Genomic DNA, 20,160 nt, shown 5'->3' with positions numbered 1-20,160 from the left:
GTGTTTTACTGCGGCTTCTCCCGGAAGGTGCGGTGTCGGCGGATCAATGCGTTGGTCGAGCTGTCGTGGCCGAATTTGGGTTCGGCTTCGTTGGTGAGTTCCGGGATGATGCGTTGCGCCAGCAGCTTGCCGAGTTCGACGCCCCATTGGTCGAATGAATCGACTTGCCAGATTGCGCCCTGCGTGAAGACGCTGTGCTCGTACAGCGCGACGAGCTTGCCGAGCGCTGCGGGTGTTAGCTGTTCCAGCAGGATCGTATTGGACGGCCGGTTTCCCTCGAACACGCGATGCGGAACGAGCCAATCGGCCGATCCCTCCGCCCGGACTTCGTCAGGTGTCTTGCCGAATGCGAGCGCTTCGCCTTGCGCGAAGACGTTCGCAAGCAACATGTCGTGTTGCTCTCCAAGTCGGTTGAGGGTCTTGTGAAAGGCGATGAAGTCGCAGGGAATGAGACGGGTGCCCTGGTGAATGAGTTGGTAGAACGAATGCTGACCGTTGGTCCCAGGCTCACCCCAATAGATTGGACCGGTATTGTAGCTGACAGGATTGCCCTCGAGCGTGACGTGCTTGCCGTTGCTCTCCATCGTCAACTGCTGGAGATATGCCGGGAACCGTTTCAGGTATTGCTCGTAAGGCAGCACCGCTACGGTATGCGCGCCGAAGAAATTGTTATTCCAGATGGCAAGCAGTCCCATCAGTACCGGCAGGTTACGCTCGAACGGCGCGGTGCGGAAATGCTCGTCAATTTCATGGAAGCCGTCGAGCATGGCGCGAAAGTTGTCGGTACCGATGGCAAGCATCGTCGAAAGTCCGATCGCCGAATCCATGGAGTATCGACCGCCAACCCAGTCCCAAAAGCCAAACATGTTGGCGAGGTCGATGCCGAATTTCGTCACTTCCGTCGCGTTTGTCGACACCGCGACGAAATGCTTCGCGACCGACTCCTCGTCGCCCCCAAGCCCCGCGAGCGACCAGTTACGCGCGCTCCTTGCATTAGTCATGGTCTCGAGGGTTGTGAAGGTCTTGGAAGAGACTATGAACAGCGTCTCCGCTGGATCGAGATCGCGGATCGCTTCCGCAAAATCGGTGCCGTCCACGTTGGAGACGAACCGGAACGTCATGGCGCGATCGCTGTAATGCTTGAGCGCCTCGTAGGCCATCACCGGCCCCAGATCGGAGCCGCCGATGCCGATGTTGACGATGTTGCGGATTGGCTTGCCGGTGTGGCCGCGCCACGCACGACCGCGTACGCGATTGGAAAAATCGGCCATGCGGTCGAGCACCGAATGGACCTGGGGCACAACGTCCTCGCCGTCAATTAGGATCGATCGCTCCTTCGGCGCGCGAAGCGCGACATGCAGGACGGCCCGCTTTTCGGAAACGTTGATCTTCTGGCCGCCGAACATCGCATCGATTTGCGAGCGGAGCCCGGACTGTTCGGCCAGTTGCAGCAGCAAAGTTAGCGTTTCGTCGGTAATTCGGTTCTTAGAATAGTCGAGGTAGAGCCCGGCTGCTTCGACCGTCAAGCGCTCGCCGCGTTTGGGGTCTTGAGCAAAGAGCTCGCGCAAATGCAAACGGTCGATCTTCTGAAAATGGGCGGACAAGGCCTTCCAGGCAGGAAGCTCGGTGACCGTTTTCGCGGCCGCTGCCATTCATCGCTCCTTTTAATGTGCCGTGGCGGCCTGCGCAGCTTGCTTGCGCGAGCGAGTGCTCTTTCCCTTTGGCGAACCTTCCCACATCCGAAATCCACCCTTGAATGCGTTGGCATTATCGCCACGCCGACATAATGGCGGCAATTTTCTCAACATTCTGGCGTTGCCGCCGCCCAGCACGACGTCCTCCGGTTGGAGTGCCGCAACCAAATATTCAACGATATCTGCGACGTGCTTCCGCCATGCTTTCCTGCCAAATTCCTCCATCGCGCGGGCGCCGACATAGTCCTCATAGGTCCGCTTCTTGTAGGGTAAGTGCGCGAGCTCCATCGGCTGCACGATGCCATCGACGATCATCGCCGAGCCGAGCCCCGTGCCCAGCCCGAGAAACAACATTTTGCCGCTCCGGTAGCTGCCAAGCGCCTGCATCGCCGCATCGTTGATGACTTTCGTCGGCAGTTTGAATGCCGCAGCGAAGTTGAAGCCCATCCAGCCTTTCCCCAGATTATGAGGTTCGGCCATAGGCCGGTCATGCACAACGGGACCCGGATAGCCAATCGAGACCAAGTCATATTCCCAGCCATCGGCCAGCTTTTTGACGCTCGATACCATCTGCCGGGCCGTCAGGGTCGGCCCGGAGTCAATTTCGCGTTTCACTTTTTCGCCGGAGGCAAGGATCTTGACGTGGGTGCCGCCCACGTCAATGACCAGGATATTCATGGGCGACCTTTGTCTCGATTGCGACCTAGCTTGCCTTCTTGAGCACCTCGGTCTTGGTGGAGATGACACTCATCAATTCATTCCAGGATTTGACGAACGATTTGGCGCCCTCATCCTGCAATGTCGCTGCTAGCGCTTCGACATCGACGCCGGCCTTCGCGAATTGCGAGAGTACCTCTTCGGAATCGCCGCCGTCGGACGGCAACATCTCTCCAATTTCGCCGTGATCGGCGAGGGCCTTCACCGTGCCTTCCGGCATGGTATTCACCGTGAGCGGCGCGGCCAGCGCCTTGACGTATAAGACATCAGACGCTGCCGGATCCTTGGTTCCTGTGCTCGCCCATAACAGGCGCTGTGGACGCCCGCCCTCGTTGTAGATGCGCCGCGAACGGGCCGAGGAGAGCAATTCGCAGGCTGCCTTGTAGGTTCGTTTCGCGATTGCAATACCGAGCTGATTGCGTAATTGCGCGGGCACTTCGTTCGCTACGGCGGTATCCCAGCGGCTGACGAAGACCGACGCAACGGATCCAATATTTGGATTTAGACCGGCTGCAATGCGCCGCTCGATGCCCCGCAAATATGCGCTGGCCGCAGCGAGATAGTGCTCCCGGCTGAACAACAGCGTCACGTTTACGGGTACGCCGGCGAAGATTGACTCTTCGATGGCGGGCAACCCTTCGCGTGAACCGGGTATCTTGATGAAGAGGTTCGGGCGTTTCGCCTGTGCATGCAACGCCTTGGCCGCGGCGATTGTGCTGGCCGTGTCATGCGCGAGAAGTGGCGAGACCTCGAGCGAGACCCATCCGTCTGCACCGTTGGTGCGGTCCCAAATCGGGCGGAAAAGATCGGCTGCCTGAGCTAGATCTTCGATTGCTAGCTCGAAAAATAACGTCTGGCCCGACTTTCCCTCGGTGAGCTTGCTGCGGATCGCCGAATCATAGTCGGAGCTATTTTTGATCGCATGGTCGAAGATTGTCGGGTTCGATGTGAGTCCCGTCAGCGACAAGTCGGCGATGTAGCGCCTCAAAGTGCCGCTGGTCAGCAGGTCGCGGGTGATGTTGTCGAGCCAAACGCTCTGCCCGAGTTCGTGGAGCTTTTGCGTTGCCTTCATCGCTTCACCTCCGCACAGCTTCGAGTCGTGGGGCTGCCCCAAGCAGGCGACCCAGATCGTAGTCGAGTAGCTCTCCGATCCGGTCCACGATCACGTCGGGTGCGGCGAAGGAGGCGAGGGCGTTCGCGTCATGCGCATATTGTCCTTGTCGGGGAAGGACAGTGGTGACGCGGTTGCCCCAGGCTTCCTTGACCGCGGCAAGGATACGCGGCTTGTCATCAATCAGGACGTAGTGCAGCGCCGAATAGCGGGCCTCGACATCATCAAGCGCGAGTTCCTTATGGATGTAAATCAGTACGTGTGAGTTGACTGCCTCCGAAAGCCCGGAACGCTCAACCTTGCGAGGTTGAAAGACGACGTCGCCATCGGTGAGAAGGACCGTTGGGCCCCACTGACGCAGCCGCTCGAGCACATCCAAGGATCCCGGATACAAACGATTGGCGAATGGGTAATCGACCAGGAATGATGACATCGACAATAGGTGCATGTCCTGCGGGTGTTCGACGCGGTAACGCTGGAGCGCACCGAGATAGTCTCGATACCCCAGTTCTTGGAACAGCGCCTCGAGAATTGCCCAGTACCGATCGCGACAGGGAGCACCGTACCGGCGCTCGAGGTAGGCTTTGATGTCAGCTTGGATGCGATCGTTGTCGAGAAGCGTATTGTCGACATCGACCAGAAAGACGACCTGGTTCATCGGACTTACCCTTACGCAACTCTCCGAGATGCTCAGCGTGCGCGCGTAACACGCACGGGAATATTCAAGATGATGTTACTCCGTCTAGCGCTTCTATCTTAGTGCGCGAAGGTTGGCGCGAACCGACCTTCGACATGTCTGGTGTCGTTCCACAGCCGGATCGCTGGTTCTGACCGATTATGTTCGTACCCGAGTATGCTGAGGCTTGCGGTGTCGAGCGTGAAGAGGCGTCCGGCCTCCGCATCGAAGCCTAACCAGCGTGCCGCCAAAACTCGGAGGAAATGTCCACTCGAAAACAATAACACATTACCTGGGACGTTTCGAACGCGCTCCACGATACGATCGGCCCGAGCTCCAACTTGATTCGGTGCTTCTCCTCCCGGACAGCCGTCGCGAAACAATTGCCAGCCGGGACGCTCTTTATGAATCTCCTTTGTGCGACGCCCCTCGTATTGGCCGTAATTCCATTCCAGCAGATCGCGGTCGGGTTCCGCTTCGAAGCCGAAGCCGGCCAACTCAGATGTCTGGACCGCTCGCTTCAGGGGGCTCGTGAACACTTTTGCGAAAGTGAAACCCAGCAATCGCGAGCGCAAACTCTGCGCATTGAGTTCGCCGCGCTCGGTGAGAGGCAAATCTGTGAGGCCAGTATGCTGGCCCAAGAGGCTCCACGCCGTCTCGCCATGCCTTGCAAGGCAAATGATCGGAAGGGCGGCGCTCATGGTCTCCTCCCTTCAGCTTCGTCCTGCCGGCGCGTGCGGCAGAAAGAACTGAACTCGGAACACTTCGGACTAAGGCATCTCTGTCATCAACGCCGTCAAGGTTCCGTGCGCCCACCCGGCCACTGGTAGCGCGACTTCCCCGCAGAAGCAACGAATTAGCCCTCTGGCGTAATGACAGGTCGCCACTCGACGTGATGTGCGTCTGAAAGACTGACCCATTTGGTATAAGCATTTGCGACTTGTCGTTTCGCCGCCTCAGGGCATTGACGATACGCCCATCGTGGGGCTCGATCAGTGTCGAGCGAGCGGAGGAGACGAGATCATGGCCTACAAGCCGATCGAGTCCTACGGCGTCATCGGCGACTTGCACACCGTTGCCTTGGTTGGCATCGACGGGTCCATCGACTGGTGTTGCCTGCCGCACTTTGACTCGCCGAGCGTCTTCGCGGCGATCCTTGACGATCAGAAAGGGGGCTCATTCCGCATCGCCAGTCTCTACGAGGCCCAGCACAAACAGATGTACATGCCTGACAGCAACGTCCTGGTGACGCGCTTTCTTAGCGACCAAGGTGTCGGCGAGGTCGTTGACTTCATGCCGGTCCAAGGCCCTCGCGAGATCAGAAAGATCCACCAGATCGTCCGGGTAGTGCGGGCGGTGCGCGGGTCGGTCCGCTTCCGCCTCGACTGTCGGCCGGCTTTCGACTTCGCCCGCCGACCCCACCAGGTCGTCCTGGAGGGCCGGGGAGCGATCTTCGAGGCGCAAGGGATGAAAGTCTCGCTAGTCAGCCGCTTCCCGCTTGGTCGGCAGGGCGACGGCGTAGCTGCCGAGTTCGTCCTCAACCCCGGAGAGACGACCACGTTCATCCTCCGACAGGTGGAGGACGGCCACGACAGCGTTCATGACGGAGTCCTGCTCGAGGCGCGGCTGGTCGGCACGGAGGCCTTGACGCAGACCCTCGCCTTTTGGCGGCAGTGGTTGAGGAAGTGCAACTATTCAGGTCGCTGGCGCGAGATGGTCCACCGCTCGGCGCTAGTGTTGAAGCTGCTGACGTTCGCACCGACCGGGGCGATCGTGGCGGCGCCGACCTGCGGGCTGCCGGAGGAGATCGGCGGGGTGCGTAACTGGGACTATCGTTATACTTGGGTGCGCGACGCCGCTTTCACCAATTACGCCTTCCTGCGCCTGGGGCTGACGTCGGAGGCGGAGCAGTTCATGGCCTGGTTGGAGCAGCGGGCCGTCGAGGGCGCCCGGGGCGACCCGTTGCAGACTATGTATCGCATCGACGGTGGCCGCGAGCTGCCTGAGGAGGTCCTCGACCACCTCGATGGCTACCGTGGGTCGCGTCCAGTGCGAGTCGGCAACGCCGCTGCCGACCAGCTGCAGCTGGACATCTATGGTGAGCTGATGGATGCGGTCTACCTGTACGACAAGTACGGGACACCGATCGCCTATGACTCCTGGCGCCACGTGCGCAAGATGCTGGACTGGGTGGCGAGCAACTGGGAGCGAGCCGACGATGGCATCTGGGAGGTGCGCGGTGGACAACAGCAGTTCGTATACTCCAAGGTGCAGTGCTGGGTGGCGCTGGACCGAGCGATCCGCCTTGCGCAGAAACGGAGTCTGCCGCTGGACCGCGCCCGCTTGGCCGCGGAGCGGGACCGCATCTACGAGACCATCATGACGCACGGCTGGAACACCGAGCGGCAGACGTTCGTGCAGCACTTCGCCACTGACGCGGTGGATGCGTCCAATTTGATCATGCCGCTCGTCTTTTTCCTGTCGCCGACCGACCCCCGCATGCGCGGGACGCTGGATCGGATCATGGCGGAGCTGGTTTCCGACAGCCTAGTGCACCGCTACGAGATCGGCAGAGGAGCTGGCGACGGCCTGACCGGGAGCGAGGGGACGTTCAATATGTGTACGTTCTGGCTGGTGGAAGCTCTGGCTCGGGCGGGCCGCGCCGAGGAGGCCCGCTTCATCTTCGAGAAGATGCTGACCTACGCCAACCACCTCGGCCTGTACGCCGAGGAGACGGGTCCGCGTGGCGAAGCGCTGGGCAACTTCCCGCAGGCATTCACTCACATCGGGTTGATAAGCGCCGCGTTCAACCTGGACCGCCGGCTCGGCGTGGGGCCTTGAGGTCGGGCCATGAGCGCGCAGGTCGCTTACCTAGGGACTTCCGTTCCAGACTGGGTGAGGGAGCTTTCGAGCAGCGATCCGCTCCAGCGCCGCCTCGGCGCATATGCCTTGGGCGAGATCGGCCCCGCGGCAACCGAGGCTATGTCGGACCTTGCCGCGGCCCTCCAGGATCCGGTTGCGTTCGTACGCGTCTGGGCGGCGGCGGCCCTGGCCCGGGTGGCGCCGTCGGGTGGAGAGTCGGTCACCGTCCTCATCGCGGAATTGGGCAACGAGCTTACCTTCGTCCGCAGCCTGGCGGCTTGGCACCTCGGTCGCCTCGGTCCGGCCCTCCCGGGGATCGAACAAGCCCTCGTCCCCCTCCGACAGCTGGCGGGTGATGAGGATCCGAGTGTACGGGTGGAGGCCGCGCTAGCGCTCGGCATGCTCGAGGGGAAGGGCGCACCGCCGCCGGAGCTGAAGTCCTTGAGCACTTGAGCCTCCGGCGGCATCGCCCTTGCGCGGATTTGTTCGCGCACTGGTCCGCTCCAGGTCAGCCGCCACCAAACTTGGATGGATCATCGTAGGCCGGAGGATCGTCGTGGTCGGTCCGCAAACCACTCGGAACGGAGTCGTCGCGATAGATTCGAACGCTAGTCGAAGAGACGTAACTTGGGATCACTGCCTGGCTGGGACGAACGATGACGTGCCGCGAATTGGCCTGATGCCCTCTTGCGGCGGCGTTGGCAGAAGCGCAGAGAACGATCAAAAGGCATAAAGCCAAGGCGGAACGCGTTGCATCGACTTGGGCGAGATCGGGGAGGCGCTCACTTGTATTGTTGACGATGCTGATCGAGCCGGAAACATCATCGAGCGCATCCGAGAGCAAATCAAGAAGGTTCCTCCCCGAAAGGAGCGCTTCGATCTCAATGCGGCAATCAACGAGGTGATCACATTGGCGCGAAGCGTGACCAACCGGAATGGTGTCTCGGTCTTGACGCGGCTTGCGGACGTATTGCTTCCGGTTGAGGGGGATCGCGTCCAGCTACAGCAAATCTTGCTGAACCTCATCCTGAATGCAGCTGAAGCCATGGACCCGGTAGAGGCTGGGGCACGAGAGCTGGCGATCAGCACCGAGCGAGATCAGACAGGCGTCCTCGTGGCCGTGCGCGATTCCGGGCCGGGCATTGATCCGATGCATCTCGAACAAGTCTTCGACGCCTTCTTCACCACGAAGCCCAGTGGAACAGGGATGGGGTTGTCGATATGCCGTTCCATCATCGATGGCCATGGGCGGAAGCTGTGGGCGGAGGCGAACGAGCCGCGCGGCGCCCTATTTCAGTTCACCTTACCGCTGAAAACAATTCATGAGTCCGGTGCGCCCTGAACGCCCGCTGTTGGCCTCAAAGCTGACGTCACCGCTTGCCCGACGCAGCCGGGCACGAGCAATTGCGAGCTTGGGTGTCCGCTTTCAAATGCACTTTTAGGTTTGAAACGTACCCTATTTCTTTGCCTACGTCGGCAAGTCATTGAAATTGCAGCAAATGCGACCGCCCTCCGAGCGCAGCTCATCTGCCTTCTCGCTCAAGGTACCGTTGCAATGCCTCGGAAGGCGTCCATGCCTCGTCGAGATCTCGTTTCATTTTGCTCGACCTAGAATTTTCGATGAGTTCAATCCGGATGAACCCTTCGCTATCGATAGTAACCGAGTGTGCGCCAACTTCTTTGGCAGCGCGTAGCGCGCGGGCAATGTCCGCTTGAGTAACTTTAGCCGGACGACGCGGCATGTGAGCCTCGAGGTTGGACCGAGGTCTCGCCGGGAGTCTGCTTGATCCCGCCGAGGCAGTTTACGTGAGGTCGCGTGGATCCTTCAAGCGGCCGCTTCCCGGCCCCCGAGGTCGATCCAGCGGCGAAGTCTCGGTTGAGGCCAGACGACGGTTCAGGCTGGCGGGTCTCTATGTCCGTCGACAGTGTTGCATCCAAGCTCTATTGGCGTAGCCACGTTGTCGCCATGATTGGTTCTAGCAGGCCGGATCGACCAGCGCGCTGGCATGGCTAGGCTCGGCACATCTTCGGCGGGGGCGTGTGCCGGGCCGCCAGCCCTTTTCACAGCTGTGGATAAACAGTGGGTAACTTAGTTCGCGCCGCCGAGGGCTGATGCCAGTCCGACAAAAAGCAGGACAACACAGAGCTGAGAAACGACGCCAAGTGGCCAGCTCAGCTTTCGCTTCGAGTGAATCCAAGCGTGAAACCGCTGCAGTGATCGAAGCGGTTCCTTCGGATATAGCTTGCTCACCAGTCGCATGGGGTCCGGCAACATTGCCCCCAATGCGCCAGCGAGCACAGCCGGCCCGGCACCGTAAAGCCAGAGCACGACGCCCAGGCCGATGCCAGCATCTACCGTAATCAACCCGAGATCTTTGACTAACAGCCAGATGAGGGTCAGCGCCGACTTGGTGCTTCGTCGCCCCCTAATCGAGTGAAGCGGATAGTCGACATGCGGGATCGCGTCGATCGCAAAATGGCTGGCCACACCGATCACGAAGGCAGCTACCGGATGATCCGGTATCAAGCTCGCCAATGCGGCACCGACGATGGCGTGTGTTGAGAGGATCATAGTTCCCCACGACAAGGGCAACTGCCGCCGCGGCTGGACACCAACAAGTCACCGCTGCGAACCTCTGAAGTATCTCGCAAGAAATGGGGCGGGAAAGAAGCGCCGCGAGGGGGCTTGCTTCTGAATCTTGAAGACCGCGTTTCGAATGCGACTTAGCACAATGAGGCTCCTCCTTTTTTTGGACCCGCAAGCCTGCGGCCGGACGCCAAGGAGCGGCTCGGCGCTCGGGCTAGCGAAAGGCCGGAGCCTTCCGCGTCGCCGCCGCCGCAGCGGGCGCACTTCAAAAATTTGGCCCTCGCTCGAGGAGGCTCAGGCGAGCTGAGGCCGAGTGGCCGAGCCGGCCGGTGCGGCGGCTCAGTAGACAGCATGCCTGACGGTCGCCTCGCAATCGGCCTAACTCGGATTTGCCACAACCATTCAGCGCGCCTCTGGTTCTGGGGCAGCGTCATTCATTCGCAGCTGCTCTAGCCCTTGTTCGATTACTCGCAGGTCCTCCTGAACCTGGTTCAGAGCCAGACCCGGATCCATGCCGGACGCGGCTTGTCGGCCTCCGAGCAGCTTGTGCCGAAGTTCACGCATGTCCTCCAATGCTCGGCGGTTCTTCAAACGTACATAAGCGGAAACAATCAATTCAATCGTGTTCGATGGCATGGGTGCTCCGAAAATACGCTTCCTGAAAAAGGTGCTGTCGGGCTCGAAATACAGATCCCGGCATCGCGGTATCTTCTAACTGGGCACTGAAATCCCAGTTGATTTTGACTGTGCAATGGTCATGCCACAGGTTTGTGACAGGGCGGTCCTCGCGCCCAATGAAGAGGCCCCAGATTAGGCGGAATGCCGCGGCCATCGTCAACGCAGAGAATAATGCCTGACTGTCAGGATCAGGCACCGAACCGGCAACCTGCTTCCGAAGCCTTCGTTCCTAAACGCACTAACCACGTCCTCCTGGCTGTGGAGAAGTGGACACCCTTTGGTGACGGCAGCTGACATGAATCGGCTGACGTATCGATGGCGACGGAATCCGAGAGGGCTGGACAGTCGCAACCAAGGCCGTGCGGCATAGATCCCGCACGGCCTTGGCTCATGACGCTAATGCAGCGCGCCGCTCTTCGCTCTTCCTGCCGGGCAGTGGCTCGCTTTGCAGGGATGATCGGCAGGTCGCACTTTCGCGGCCGGATCATCACCCATCATCGATAGGAATCCGAAAACACAAAGGGCGACGACAGCGCAGACGGAAAGGCTTACCGCACCGCGCACCATCAATTGTCCTAATTCAGCAAGCACGCGAAACTCGCTCGCTGCTTTTAAGAGTGCTTGCTTGCCTCAAGACGGCGAGAAATAACTCGCTGCCTATGAAAACAACGCTGCATCTCGCGCGAGGTGAAAAGATCGCAATTGCGTCAGTCATTGCCTCCCCGAAAAAAGACAATTGCGGGTAAGGCAGGGTAACGAATGCAAGTTAACAAGGCTTAGGGGAGATCTTAAATTTTGGCCCCAGCTCGAGGCGACTCAGAGCTGAGGCCAATTTTCCGGACCGACCGTGACGTCAGCCCAAGCAGACAACATGCCTTAGGGGTGCCCTGCATGCGATTGGCCAATCGGCCTAACTCGACCGCAATGGCACTGAATTCGCGTTTCGCCTTTCAACCCCGTCTCCGACCATCCGACCATCCGGCGGGTGGCTGCCCTAAATCGAGCCCCCATCTTCACGCAGATCGCCCAGAAGATCACGAACATCGGCAGAGTGACGAAAAACACAAAGACGCTATTCACATCGCGGTGCCGCGCAAACTCGCGGTAGCCTTCTGAGCAAATCTTCACGTGCTTGACCCGGAGACAGGAGCGCCCAGGCGTGGACTTGCACAGGTTTCAGTGCGCTCTCTGCAATGACGTACTTACGATCCGTGCCGCCTACGAAGATCCTATGCAGAGTTGCGGCATCAGCAGCAGCGATCTCAAGCCGGCAATTGCTATGCCGTTCGCGTAGTCCGGTTCGGCATTCCTCCAGCAGCGAGGATCTCCGCGCTCAAGACCTCGATCGTCGTGCGATGTCGCATTGCCGTCTGCCGAATGAGCGCGAACGCCTCGGTCTCGGACATATCGTGACCGCGCATGACCTGCAGGACGGCGGCGAACACAACCCGCCGGGACCTGATGCGATCCTCCAGCTTTTCGATGTGCGCGGCTTGCTCCACTCTTCGCTGCCCTGAATCGAACGCGATCACCAGGGCGGTGTAAAGCCCGGCAGAGCGGAGCGGCTTGACGAGAAAAGACGCTGGTCGCAGATCGAGCAGCCACTTCAATCGACTGGGCGTTTCCGTTCCGATCAGCGCTATGATCGGGACGCTACCCTTCCACATGGTGGCGTGGTCAGACTTGATGGGAATGCTGTCTGCATCCAACAGGATGACGTCGGAAGGCTGGATCGGCGGCGGCTCGGCCGGATCATGCTCGGAAATAGTCATGCCGAGGCGGCTGAGCTGGCGACGCACGATCGGGATTTCGCGCTCATCTCTCATGACCATGAGAGCGCGACGGCCGCGGACGGAAAAGGGGGATGGTCTAGTCATTTCACGATACGCAAATGGTTCGAACACTTCGCTACCGCATCATTGCTCTTTCCCGACCTCCTGCCGAACGCGCTCAGGTCCAGGTTCGAAAGATACGGATCCGGACGTTCAGGGGCATCGGCTTCCCAGAAGATACTGAACTGACATCCAGGCATGGAGCGTGCCAGCCTTGGCGTGAGGAAACAGTGATTGTTGTCGGGATCCACCCAAACCGGACCTTGCGGGGAATCGTAGCGATGATTTGCCGCGGCGCGCCGCACGGCGCCGACCTCCGCCGAACCCGCGCGGCGGATGGCGCGGGCAAGCAGCATGACGCAGACATAAGTGGACTGTCCATCGACCGAGAGGCTGCTGTTTTCGCCATGACGAGCCTTCCATCGCGCTACAAAGCTGCGATTTTCGGCGCCCTCGATGCTCTCGAAATATGCGGATGAGGTAATGCACCCGACCGAGGCTGCTGATCCGATCAGCTTGAGTTCGGGCTCGCACAGGCTGCAGCTCAGCATCGGGATCGAGAGGCCGGCACACGTCGCCGCCGCATGGAGGGTGCGCATGAACGCGTAGCTGGATTCACCGACCAGCGTATTGAACACGACCGGCGGTCTTCGGTCGATGATCTCCGTGACGATGTGGTCCACTGCGATCTCGCCGAGTTCGAGCAGGCGTTCGGCAAGGATGCGGCCGCCGGCGCTGGTCACGATTTCGCGGATGACGCGGTTCATTTCCCAGGTCCAGATATAGTTCGACCCGATGCAGAATACGTCGGCGGAGATGTGGTCGAGCATGTGGCGCACCAGCGGCACGACATGCTGGTTGGGCGCGGCGCCGACATAGATGACGTTGTCGCTGCTTTCGAACCCTTCGTAGCGCGCCGGATGCCAGAGCAGCCGCTCGGTCCGTTCGACGATCGGAATTACCTGCTTGCGTGAGGCAGACGTGTAACAGCCGACGATATGCCCGACATGCTCCTCATGAATGAGATCGGCGCACGCGGTGTGATACTCGGCGACGACTCCGCCGGGATCGCGGAGGTGTGGCGTGAACGTGAAATCGAAGGCGGCGCTCTGGTTGATCTCGTCGACCGCCATCAATGCGCTCTTGCGCATTTCGCCCGCCATCATGGTATAGGGTCCCGACTGGGAGAATACGAGGCCGAGAGGGATGGACGGCTTGCTCATGGAGAAACCCGGGCGCTGTTCGGCAACAGTCTCGTCGCAAGAAACTAGGCCTTGCTTCCTTGCATCGTCAATCAGCACTGCACGCCATTGATGCGAGCACCAAAAAAAAGGTGCTGACCTCGCATTGACAAGGCCAGCGGCGCTAAGACACAATGACCGCTACGTGAACGCGTGCATGGCGAAAGAGTTCTCGCGCAGCCGATGACGTCTGAGTGACGGCTCCAAGTTTCGATCTGCACCGTAACCTACGCGACCATTGATAGCATCGGCATTGTTGCCATTCGGGGCCCTTCTCGGGCCGCGGGTGGCTTTTTTCATTTTGTCTCCTGACATGATGGGTGGAGCATGGCAGTTCGCCTTCCGACGCTGGAGCAGATCGAGGATCTCGGCGCCGACTTTGGCCTCGTCCTCACCACTGACGAGATCGCTGCATTTCAGCAGGCTTTCAAGGGACCGTTGGCTTCCTATGGCCGGCTGGACGAGCTGGTGCCTCCGGCGCTGGCGCCGATTGCCCCGCGCTCGCCGGGCTATCGGCCTGCGGCGTCTGAAAATCCTTACGGCGCCTGGTATTGGAAGACGAACATCCGTACCGGCGCAGAGGGGTTGTTGAGCGGCAAGAAGATCGCGATCAAGGACAATATCTGCGTCGCTGGCGTGCCGATGATGAACGGCTCGGCGCTGCTCGAAGGCTATGTTCCCGAACTCGACGCCACGGTCGTGACGCGGATTCTCGACGCCGGTGGCACGATCGCTGGCAAGGCTGCGTGCGAGGATCTCTGCTTTTCAGGCGCGAGCCATACCTGCGCCGGCGGCGTGATCCGTAACCCGCACAATCCGGCGCACAGCGCCGGCGGCTCCTCCGGCGGCAGTGCCGCGCTGGTGGCATCGGGTGAGGTGCCGATGGCGCTCGGCGGCGACCAGGGCGGCTCGATCAGGACGCCGTCAAGCTGGTGCGGCGTTTACGGTCTGAAGCCGACCTGGGGCCTGGTGCCGACCACCGGCTCGATGCCGATCAGCTACTCGGTGGATCATTGCGGCCCGATGTGCGCTTCGGTCGAAGACGTCGCCCGCCTGCTGACGGTCATCGCCGGTCATGACGGCTGGGACACACGGACCATTGCCGCGCGCACCGGCGACTATATGGCGGCGCTCGGCAATCCCGCGAGGGGGCTGCGCATCGGCGTCCTGCGCGAGGGGTTTGGCCATTCCGAGAGCGATCCGGCGGTCAACGAGAAGGTGCGACAAACCATTGCGGCGCTGGGCAAAGCCGGCATCGCAAGCGAAGAAGTCTCCGCGCCCTGGCATCTCGATGGACCGCATGTCTGGAGCGGCGTCATTCTGGAAGGCGCCGCCGAGATGATGCTGAAGGGTTACGGCGTCGGCAACAACGTCCAGGGCTATTATCCGGTCTCGATGCAGGAGGCGCTTGCGCGCGGCATGGGAACACGGATCAATGACGTGTCGCCGACGGTGAAGCTGGTGCTGATGCTCGGCGAATATATGCACCGCCACTATCACGGGCGCTATCATTCCAAGGCGCAAAATCTCCGGCCTTTGCTGCATCGGGCCTACGATGACGCGCTGCAAAAATTCGACGCGCTGGCGATGCCGACAATTCCATTTACTGCGACGCCGATCCCGCCGCCCGATGCGCCCCTCAACACCGTGATCGACGTCGCCCTCAACATGCAGGCCAACACCTGCTCGTTCGACGTTTCCGGACATCCTGCCTTCACCGTGCCATGCGGCCGCGTCAATGGTTTGCCGGTCGGCCTGATGCTGGTCGGGCGTCACTTCGAGGAAGCGACGCTGATACGGCTGGCGCGGGCGATCGAAGCCGCCGGAGACTGGAAATCAAACTGAACCGGGCAAATCCGGCGTTGGCTTGCTTGCATGCCGATTGCCTCCGAGGATTTCGCAATGACCGACGACACCTGGCTGAAGACCTCCATCATGGCAAAGCGCGGCCTCGCCAAGGGCCGGGCGGGACGACGCCACGAGCTTACGATCGAAAAGCAGGGGCCTTTCCATTACGTCTACGGTCCTTACGCAACGCCGTCTCTGACGATCGATCCCGGCGATGTCGTCGCCGTCGAGACCGAAGATGCCTTTGGCGGCGTCATCACCAGCGAAAAGGACAGTCCGACCGCAAAGCTGCAGTTTCCTTTCCTCAATCCTCAATGCGGCCCGATTGCCGTCAACGGCATCGGGAAGGGCGATTGCCTGGCCGTGCATATTCATGCGGTGGAGACCCGCGGCGCGCAGCCGGCGGGCAAGACCTGCATTATTCCGGAATTTGGCGGCCTTGTCGGAACTGCCTCAACCGCAATGCTCAATCCGCCATTGCCGGAGCGGGTGAGGGTCATGCACGTCGACAAGGACGGCGTGCGCTGGAGCGACAAGATCACGCTGCCGTACCAACCGTTCATCGGCACCATCGGGATATCGCCCGAGATCGAGGCAATCTCGTCGCTGCAGCCGGACTATCACGGCGGCAATATGGACCTGCCCGATGTCGCGCCGGGCGCTATCCTTTACTTCCCGGTGCATGTCAAAGGCGGTCTTCTCTATGTCGGCGATTGCCACGCCGCCCAGGGGGACGGCGAATTGTCGGGCGTCGCGATCGAGCAGCGCGCCACCGTCACGATGCAGATCGACGTCATCAAGGACTGGAGCTTTGCGTGGCCGCGGCTCGAGACCCGGGAGTCCCTCATGACCATCGGCAGCGCCCGACCACTCGAGGATGCGGCGCGCATCGCCTATCGCGAGCTGGTTCGCTGGATGAGCGCCGATTACGGCTTCGACGAGATCGACGCCTACATGCTGCTCAGCCAGGCCGGACGGATCCGGCTCGGAAACATGGTCGACCCGAAATACACGATGGGCGCGTCAATTCTGAAGAAATATCTGACTTCATGAATCATCGGCAACCGCGAGGAGGACTAGGGCTATGAGGCTCAATCGCAGAACGTTCTTGCAGAGTACCGCTGCGACCGCTGCCGCCGGGATGTTTTCCTCCAGCGCATGGGCGGAAGATCCGATCAACGTCGCCAGCATCCACGATCTCTCCGGCGGCCTCGACATCTACGGCAAGCCGATGGTCGACGCGTTGACGCTTGCGATCGAGGAAGCCAACGCTGCCGGCGGCCTGTTGGGCCGGCAGGTCAAGCTGATCAACTATGACACCCAGTCGAACATGCAGCTCTACACCCAGTTCGCGCAGCAGGCGGCCCTGAAGGACAAGGTCGCGGTCGTCCATGGCGGCATCACCTCGGCGTCGCGCGAAGTGATCCGGCCGGTGCTCGACAAGTTCAAGACGCTGTATTTCTACAATACGCAGTATGAAGGCGGTGTCTGCGACCGCAACCAGTTCGACACCGGCGTGACCCCGGCGCAGACGGTGGAAAAGCTGGTGCCTCATGCCATGAAGAAATGGGGCAAGAAGGTCTACGTCGTCGCGGCCGACTACAATTACGGGCAGATCACCTCGCAATGGGTAAAAAAATACGTCACCGAAAATGGCGGCGAGGTGTCCTCGATCGACTTTTTCCCGCTCGACGTCACCAATTTTGGTCCGACCATCTCCAAAATCCAGGCGGCCAAGCCGGATTTCGTCTGGTCGGCACTGGTCGGCGGCGCGCACATCTCGTTCTACCGCCAATGGGCGGCCGCGGGCATGCGCAAGAGCATTCCGATGGCATCGACTACGTTCGCGGTCGGCAACGAGCACATCGTGCTGTCGCCCGATGAATGCAACGGCATGCTGATCTGCTACAACTATTTCCAGGACCTGAAGAACCCCGTCAACGAGAAGTTCGTGGCGAGCTTCCACAAGCGCTTCGGCGCCGACTATCCGAACATCACCGAACTCGCGATGGGTACCTACCAGGGGTTCCGGCTGTGGGCGGAAGCGGTCAAGAAGGCCGGCAGCGTCGATCGGATGAAGGTCATCGAAACCCTGGAGACCGGGATCAGCATCGATGCGCCTTCCGGCAAGGTCACGATCGATCCGCCGACGCACCATTGCGTGCTCGATGTGCACATCGCCGAAGTCGCCGACAAGAAGCTTAAGGTGCTGGAAGATTTTGCCCAGCAGAAGCCCGCCGATACCGCAGCTGTCTGCGACCTCATCAAGAACCCGACCGACAACCAGCAATACGTGATAAAGATTTGAGACCGGACCGGCCCTCAATTCGTGTTTCGGAAAAGTGAACGTGGATCTCGCTGTTCTTCTGGCAATCCAGGTCCTGTATGCGATAGCCAGCCTGGCGTTGATTAGCGTCGGGCTGGCGATCATCTTCGGCATGATGCGCGTCATCAATCTCGCGCATGGCGAATTCCTGATGCTCGGCGGGTATGCGGCAATCGTCGCCACCAGCCACGGCATCAGCATTTGGATCGCGATGCTGGTGGTGGCACCGATCGTGGTCGGCCTCATCGGCCTCGTCGTCGAGCGGACCATTATCCGTTTTCTCTATGGTCGCATGATCGACACGATGCTGGCAACCTGGGGCCTCAGCCTGTTCCTGGTCGGGCTGACCACGGCGATCTTCGGCAATACCACTGTCGGCATCTCAGCGCCGCTCGGCAGCTTCCAGATCGGCGCCTACCGCACGAGCGCCTATACGCTGTTCGTGATCGCCGTCGCGGCCGTGGTGCTGGCTGTGATCTTCGTCGTGATGCGCTGGACGCGGCTTGGCCTGATCGCCCGCGGCACGATGCAGAACGCCAACATGGCGTCAGCGCTTGGTGTCAATCCGCCCCGCGTTTACGCCATCACCTTCGGTCTCGGCGCGGCGCTGTCGGGACTTGCCGGCGCCGTGCTGGCGCCGGTCTCCGGTGTGTTCCCGACCATCGGCGTTGCCTATGTCGCCAAATCCTTCATCACGGTGATCGGCGGCGGCGCCGCGATCCTCAGCGGCACGGTGTCGGCGTCGGCGCTGTTCGGCAGCATCAACCAGATCGCGACCTTCGTCACAACGCCGGTGTTCGGTGAGGTCGCGCTGCTCGCGGCCGCCATCATCCTGATCCGCCTGCTGCCGCAAGGCATCACCGGCCGCTTCTTCCGGAGAGGCCTGTGAACGCCCGCGCGCTCAATCTGATCGGCCTTGGCCTCGTCGGCGTGATTGGCGTTGGGTTCCTGGTGCTGGTACCGCGTTTCTTCGAACTCGACGTCGTGCTCGAGTTCACGGTCTACATGATTATGGCGATTCTGGCGCTGAGCCTCGCTCTGATCTGGGGTTATGGCGGCATACTTTGTTTCGGCCAATCCGCGTTCTTCGGGCTCGGCGCGTATACCTACGCGATCGCGATGTTCAACATTGGCGAGAGCACGGTCCCTCTGCTGCTTGCCGTCATCGTGCCGGCGGCGTTTGCGGCGCTGCTAGGCTATTTCATGTTTTACGGCCGCATCAGCGACGTCTATCTCGGCGTCATCACGCTGACCGTGACGCTAATCCTGTTCAATTCCATCAACTCGACGGCGGGACCGGAATTCCATATCGGCTCGGCACGGCTCGGCGGCTTCAACGGCATTCCCGGCATTCCGCCGTTGAACATGCCCGGCAACAAGCGTGCGCCGATCGATCTCGAAGGCATGTTCTATCTGGCGACCGCCGCATTGCTCGCGACCTATTTCGGATTGCGCCTGCTGTTGGCGAGCCGGTTCGGCCGCATCATCGTCGGCATCCGGGAAAACGAACGGCGTGCTGAACTGCTTGGCTATGATCCGCGCGCCTACAAGCTGGCGACATTCACCGTTGGTGGTGCGCTGGCCGGATTTGCCGGGTGTCTGTTCGCCAATTGGGGCAACTTCGTCAGTCCCACTATCTTCGGTCTCGCCCAATCAGCGCAGATCATCATCTGGGTGATCGTCGGCGGGCGCGGCACGCTGATCGGGCCGATCGTCGGGTGCATCGGCATTCAATGGCTCACGACCGCGCTCGGCGCCAACCAGCCCAGCGGCGGTTCGGACTGGTGGGCCAAGATCTTTGCCAACGCGCCTTTGATCTTCGGCATTATCCTGATTGCGTTCGTGCTGCTGGTGCCCAAAGGACTGGTGCCGACGCTCGGCGATATCGGCCAATCGCTACTCGCTTCGCGTGGCAAAGAGGCGAAGCGGCTACAGCCTAAGCGGGCGGAGGAGGGCTGATGGCCGCACCTCTACTTCAGACCCAGGATCTCAGCATGCATTTCGGCGGCGTTCGCGCCGTGCGCCAGGTCAATTTCTCGTTGGCCGAAGGCGAGCTGCGCTGCCTGATCGGTCCCAACGGCGCAGGCAAGAGCACGTTTTTCAAGATGCTGACCGGACAACTGGAGCCGACCCATGGCCAGGTGTTGTTCCGCGGCAAGGATATTTCGCACGCGCACGCCCACGACATCGCCCGGCTCGGCATCGGCATCAAGACCCAGGTGCCGAGTGTCTTCGACGGCCTTTCAGTACGGGAAAATATCTGGCTGGCGACAAACCGCCTTCATTCCGGCGATAAGGCGAGGCGCGTCGTCGACGAGATGCTGGCGCGGGTCGGCTTGACGGAAGCCGCCGAACGTCTGGTGGGGCAGCTGGCCCATGGACAGCGGCAATGGGTCGAACTCGGGCTCGTGCTGGCAACCGATCCCGATTTGATCCTGCTCGACGAGCCCGCCGCCGGAATGACCCACGAGGAGGTCAACAAGACGGCCGAATTGGTGCGCGAGATCAACCGTACCAAGGCGTTGATCGTCGTCGAGCACGACATGCAGTTCATCCGCATGATCGCCGAGCAGGTCACGGTCTTTAAC

General features: G+C 60.7%; 18 protein-coding genes. 9 read left to right on the top strand and 9 right to left on the bottom strand.

The window, feature by feature from the left end; genetic code table 11:
• Window positions 1-5: 5 nt before the first annotated feature.
• The 5 genes from pgi to SO156_RS31025 all read right to left on the bottom strand — a co-directional run bounded on the left by pgi (window position 6) and on the right by SO156_RS31025 (window position 4,899).
• A complete protein-coding gene (gene pgi, locus SO156_RS31045) occupies window positions 6-1,652 on the bottom strand; it encodes a glucose-6-phosphate isomerase (protein WP_498537413.1) in 1,647 nt (548 codons plus the stop codon).
• Window positions 1,653-1,664: 12 nt separating this feature from the next.
• Window positions 1,665-2,372, bottom strand: coding sequence for an ROK family protein (locus tag SO156_RS31040; RefSeq protein WP_498537412.1), 708 nt, complete (start codon window positions 2,370-2,372; stop codon window positions 1,665-1,667).
• A gap of 25 nt (window positions 2,373-2,397) precedes the next feature.
• Window positions 2,398-3,483 (bottom strand): transaldolase, encoded by a 1,086-nt coding sequence (gene tal, locus SO156_RS31035; protein WP_498537411.1) that lies wholly within the window; start codon window positions 3,481-3,483, stop codon window positions 2,398-2,400.
• 4 nt (window positions 3,484-3,487) lie between these two features.
• On the bottom strand, window positions 3,488-4,180 hold the full coding sequence (locus tag SO156_RS31030; protein WP_498537410.1) for an HAD family hydrolase: 693 nt from the start codon (window positions 4,178-4,180) through the stop codon (window positions 3,488-3,490).
• A 98-nt stretch (window positions 4,181-4,278) separates the two neighbouring features.
• Window positions 4,279-4,899: a histidine phosphatase family protein gene (locus tag SO156_RS31025; protein WP_498537409.1), complete on the bottom strand. Its 621-nt coding sequence runs from the start codon at window positions 4,897-4,899 to the stop codon at window positions 4,279-4,281.
• Between the two features lie 322 nt (window positions 4,900-5,221).
• On the opposite strand from SO156_RS31025, the gene SO156_RS31020 reads away from it, so the two are divergent.
• The 3 genes from SO156_RS31020 to SO156_RS31010 all read left to right on the top strand — a co-directional run bounded on the left by SO156_RS31020 (window position 5,222) and on the right by SO156_RS31010 (window position 8,402).
• On the top strand, window positions 5,222-7,039 hold the full coding sequence (locus SO156_RS31020; protein ID WP_498537408.1) for a glycoside hydrolase family 15 protein: 1,818 nt from the start codon (window positions 5,222-5,224) through the stop codon (window positions 7,037-7,039).
• 9 nt (window positions 7,040-7,048) lie between these two features.
• Complete coding sequence (locus SO156_RS31015) at window positions 7,049-7,513, top strand: HEAT repeat domain-containing protein (protein ID WP_498537407.1); 465 nt, start codon at window positions 7,049-7,051, stop codon at window positions 7,511-7,513.
• 307 nt (window positions 7,514-7,820) lie between these two features.
• A complete protein-coding gene (locus tag SO156_RS31010; RefSeq protein WP_498537406.1) occupies window positions 7,821-8,402 on the top strand; it encodes a sensor histidine kinase in 582 nt (193 codons plus the stop codon).
• A 747-nt stretch (window positions 8,403-9,149) separates the two neighbouring features.
• Here SO156_RS31010 and SO156_RS31005 read toward each other — a convergent pair.
• The 4 genes from SO156_RS31005 to SO156_RS30990 all read right to left on the bottom strand — a co-directional run bounded on the left by SO156_RS31005 (window position 9,150) and on the right by SO156_RS30990 (window position 13,380).
• Complete coding sequence (locus SO156_RS31005) at window positions 9,150-9,632, bottom strand: hypothetical protein (protein ID WP_458149355.1); 483 nt, start codon at window positions 9,630-9,632, stop codon at window positions 9,150-9,152.
• Window positions 9,633-10,049: 417 nt separating this feature from the next.
• Window positions 10,050-10,283, bottom strand: coding sequence for a hypothetical protein (locus SO156_RS31000; RefSeq protein ID WP_458149354.1), 234 nt, complete (start codon window positions 10,281-10,283; stop codon window positions 10,050-10,052).
• Between the two features lie 1,319 nt (window positions 10,284-11,602).
• Window positions 11,603-12,151 (bottom strand): ANTAR domain-containing response regulator, encoded by a 549-nt coding sequence (locus tag SO156_RS30995; RefSeq protein ID WP_458149392.1) that lies wholly within the window; start codon window positions 12,149-12,151, stop codon window positions 11,603-11,605.
• 47 nt (window positions 12,152-12,198) lie between these two features.
• Complete coding sequence (locus tag SO156_RS30990) at window positions 12,199-13,380, bottom strand: transporter substrate-binding domain-containing protein (protein ID WP_458149353.1); 1,182 nt, start codon at window positions 13,378-13,380, stop codon at window positions 12,199-12,201.
• 345 nt (window positions 13,381-13,725) lie between these two features.
• On the opposite strand from SO156_RS30990, the gene SO156_RS30985 reads away from it, so the two are divergent.
• The 6 genes from SO156_RS30985 to SO156_RS30960 form a co-directional block, all read left to right on the top strand.
• Entirely contained in the window at window positions 13,726-15,243 is a 1,518-nt protein-coding gene (locus tag SO156_RS30985; RefSeq protein ID WP_498537405.1) for an amidase, read from the top strand.
• Window positions 15,244-15,300: 57 nt separating this feature from the next.
• Entirely contained in the window at window positions 15,301-16,299 is a 999-nt protein-coding gene (locus tag SO156_RS30980; protein ID WP_458149351.1) for an acetamidase/formamidase family protein, read from the top strand.
• Window positions 16,300-16,330: 31 nt separating this feature from the next.
• On the top strand, window positions 16,331-17,554 hold the full coding sequence (locus SO156_RS30975) for a transporter substrate-binding protein (RefSeq protein WP_458149350.1): 1,224 nt from the start codon (window positions 16,331-16,333) through the stop codon (window positions 17,552-17,554).
• 40 nt (window positions 17,555-17,594) lie between these two features.
• Complete coding sequence (locus tag SO156_RS30970; protein ID WP_458149349.1) at window positions 17,595-18,461, top strand: branched-chain amino acid ABC transporter permease; 867 nt, start codon at window positions 17,595-17,597, stop codon at window positions 18,459-18,461.
• Window positions 18,458-19,531 (top strand): ABC transporter permease subunit, encoded by a 1,074-nt coding sequence (locus SO156_RS30965; RefSeq protein WP_498537404.1) that lies wholly within the window; start codon window positions 18,458-18,460, stop codon window positions 19,529-19,531. Before SO156_RS30970 ends, SO156_RS30965 begins: the two co-directional genes overlap by 4 nt.
• On the top strand, window positions 19,531-20,160 hold a 630-nt coding region (locus SO156_RS30960), incomplete at its 3' end, for an ATP-binding cassette domain-containing protein (RefSeq protein WP_498537403.1). The genes SO156_RS30965 and SO156_RS30960, both read left to right, overlap by 1 nt.

The organism is Bradyrhizobium sp. UFLA05-125 (assembly GCF_059803515.1).
This window is presented reverse-complemented; position numbering and strand designations above follow the sequence as displayed.

What these genes read in the sequence shown, in the direction of transcription:
- pgi (WP_498537413.1), bottom strand. Translation starts at nt 1,652, where the DNA reads ATGGCAGCGGCCGCGAAAACGGTCACCGAGCTTCCTGCCTGGAAGGCC.
- SO156_RS31040 (WP_498537412.1), bottom strand. Translation starts at nt 2,372, where the DNA reads ATGAATATCCTGGTCATTGACGTGGGCGGCACCCACGTCAAGATCCTT.
- tal (WP_498537411.1), bottom strand. Translation starts at nt 3,483, where the DNA reads ATGAAGGCAACGCAAAAGCTCCACGAACTCGGGCAGAGCGTTTGGCTC.
- SO156_RS31030 (WP_498537410.1), bottom strand. Translation starts at nt 4,180, where the DNA reads ATGAACCAGGTCGTCTTTCTGGTCGATGTCGACAATACGCTTCTCGAC.
- SO156_RS31025 (WP_498537409.1), bottom strand. Translation starts at nt 4,899, where the DNA reads ATGAGCGCCGCCCTTCCGATCATTTGCCTTGCAAGGCATGGCGAGACG.
- SO156_RS31020 (WP_498537408.1), top strand. Translation starts at nt 5,222, where the DNA reads ATGGCCTACAAGCCGATCGAGTCCTACGGCGTCATCGGCGACTTGCAC.
- SO156_RS31015 (WP_498537407.1), top strand. Translation starts at nt 7,049, where the DNA reads ATGAGCGCGCAGGTCGCTTACCTAGGGACTTCCGTTCCAGACTGGGTG.
- SO156_RS31005 (WP_458149355.1), bottom strand. Translation starts at nt 9,632, where the DNA reads ATGATCCTCTCAACACACGCCATCGTCGGTGCCGCATTGGCGAGCTTG.
- SO156_RS31000 (WP_458149354.1), bottom strand. Translation starts at nt 10,283, where the DNA reads ATGCCATCGAACACGATTGAATTGATTGTTTCCGCTTATGTACGTTTG.
- SO156_RS30995 (WP_458149392.1), bottom strand. Translation starts at nt 12,151, where the DNA reads ATGAGAGATGAGCGCGAAATCCCGATCGTGCGTCGCCAGCTCAGCCGC.
- SO156_RS30990 (WP_458149353.1), bottom strand. Translation starts at nt 13,380, where the DNA reads ATGAGCAAGCCGTCCATCCCTCTCGGCCTCGTATTCTCCCAGTCGGGA.
- SO156_RS30985 (WP_498537405.1), top strand. Translation starts at nt 13,726, where the DNA reads ATGGCAGTTCGCCTTCCGACGCTGGAGCAGATCGAGGATCTCGGCGCC.
- SO156_RS30980 (WP_458149351.1), top strand. Translation starts at nt 15,301, where the DNA reads ATGACCGACGACACCTGGCTGAAGACCTCCATCATGGCAAAGCGCGGC.
- SO156_RS30975 (WP_458149350.1), top strand. Translation starts at nt 16,331, where the DNA reads ATGAGGCTCAATCGCAGAACGTTCTTGCAGAGTACCGCTGCGACCGCT.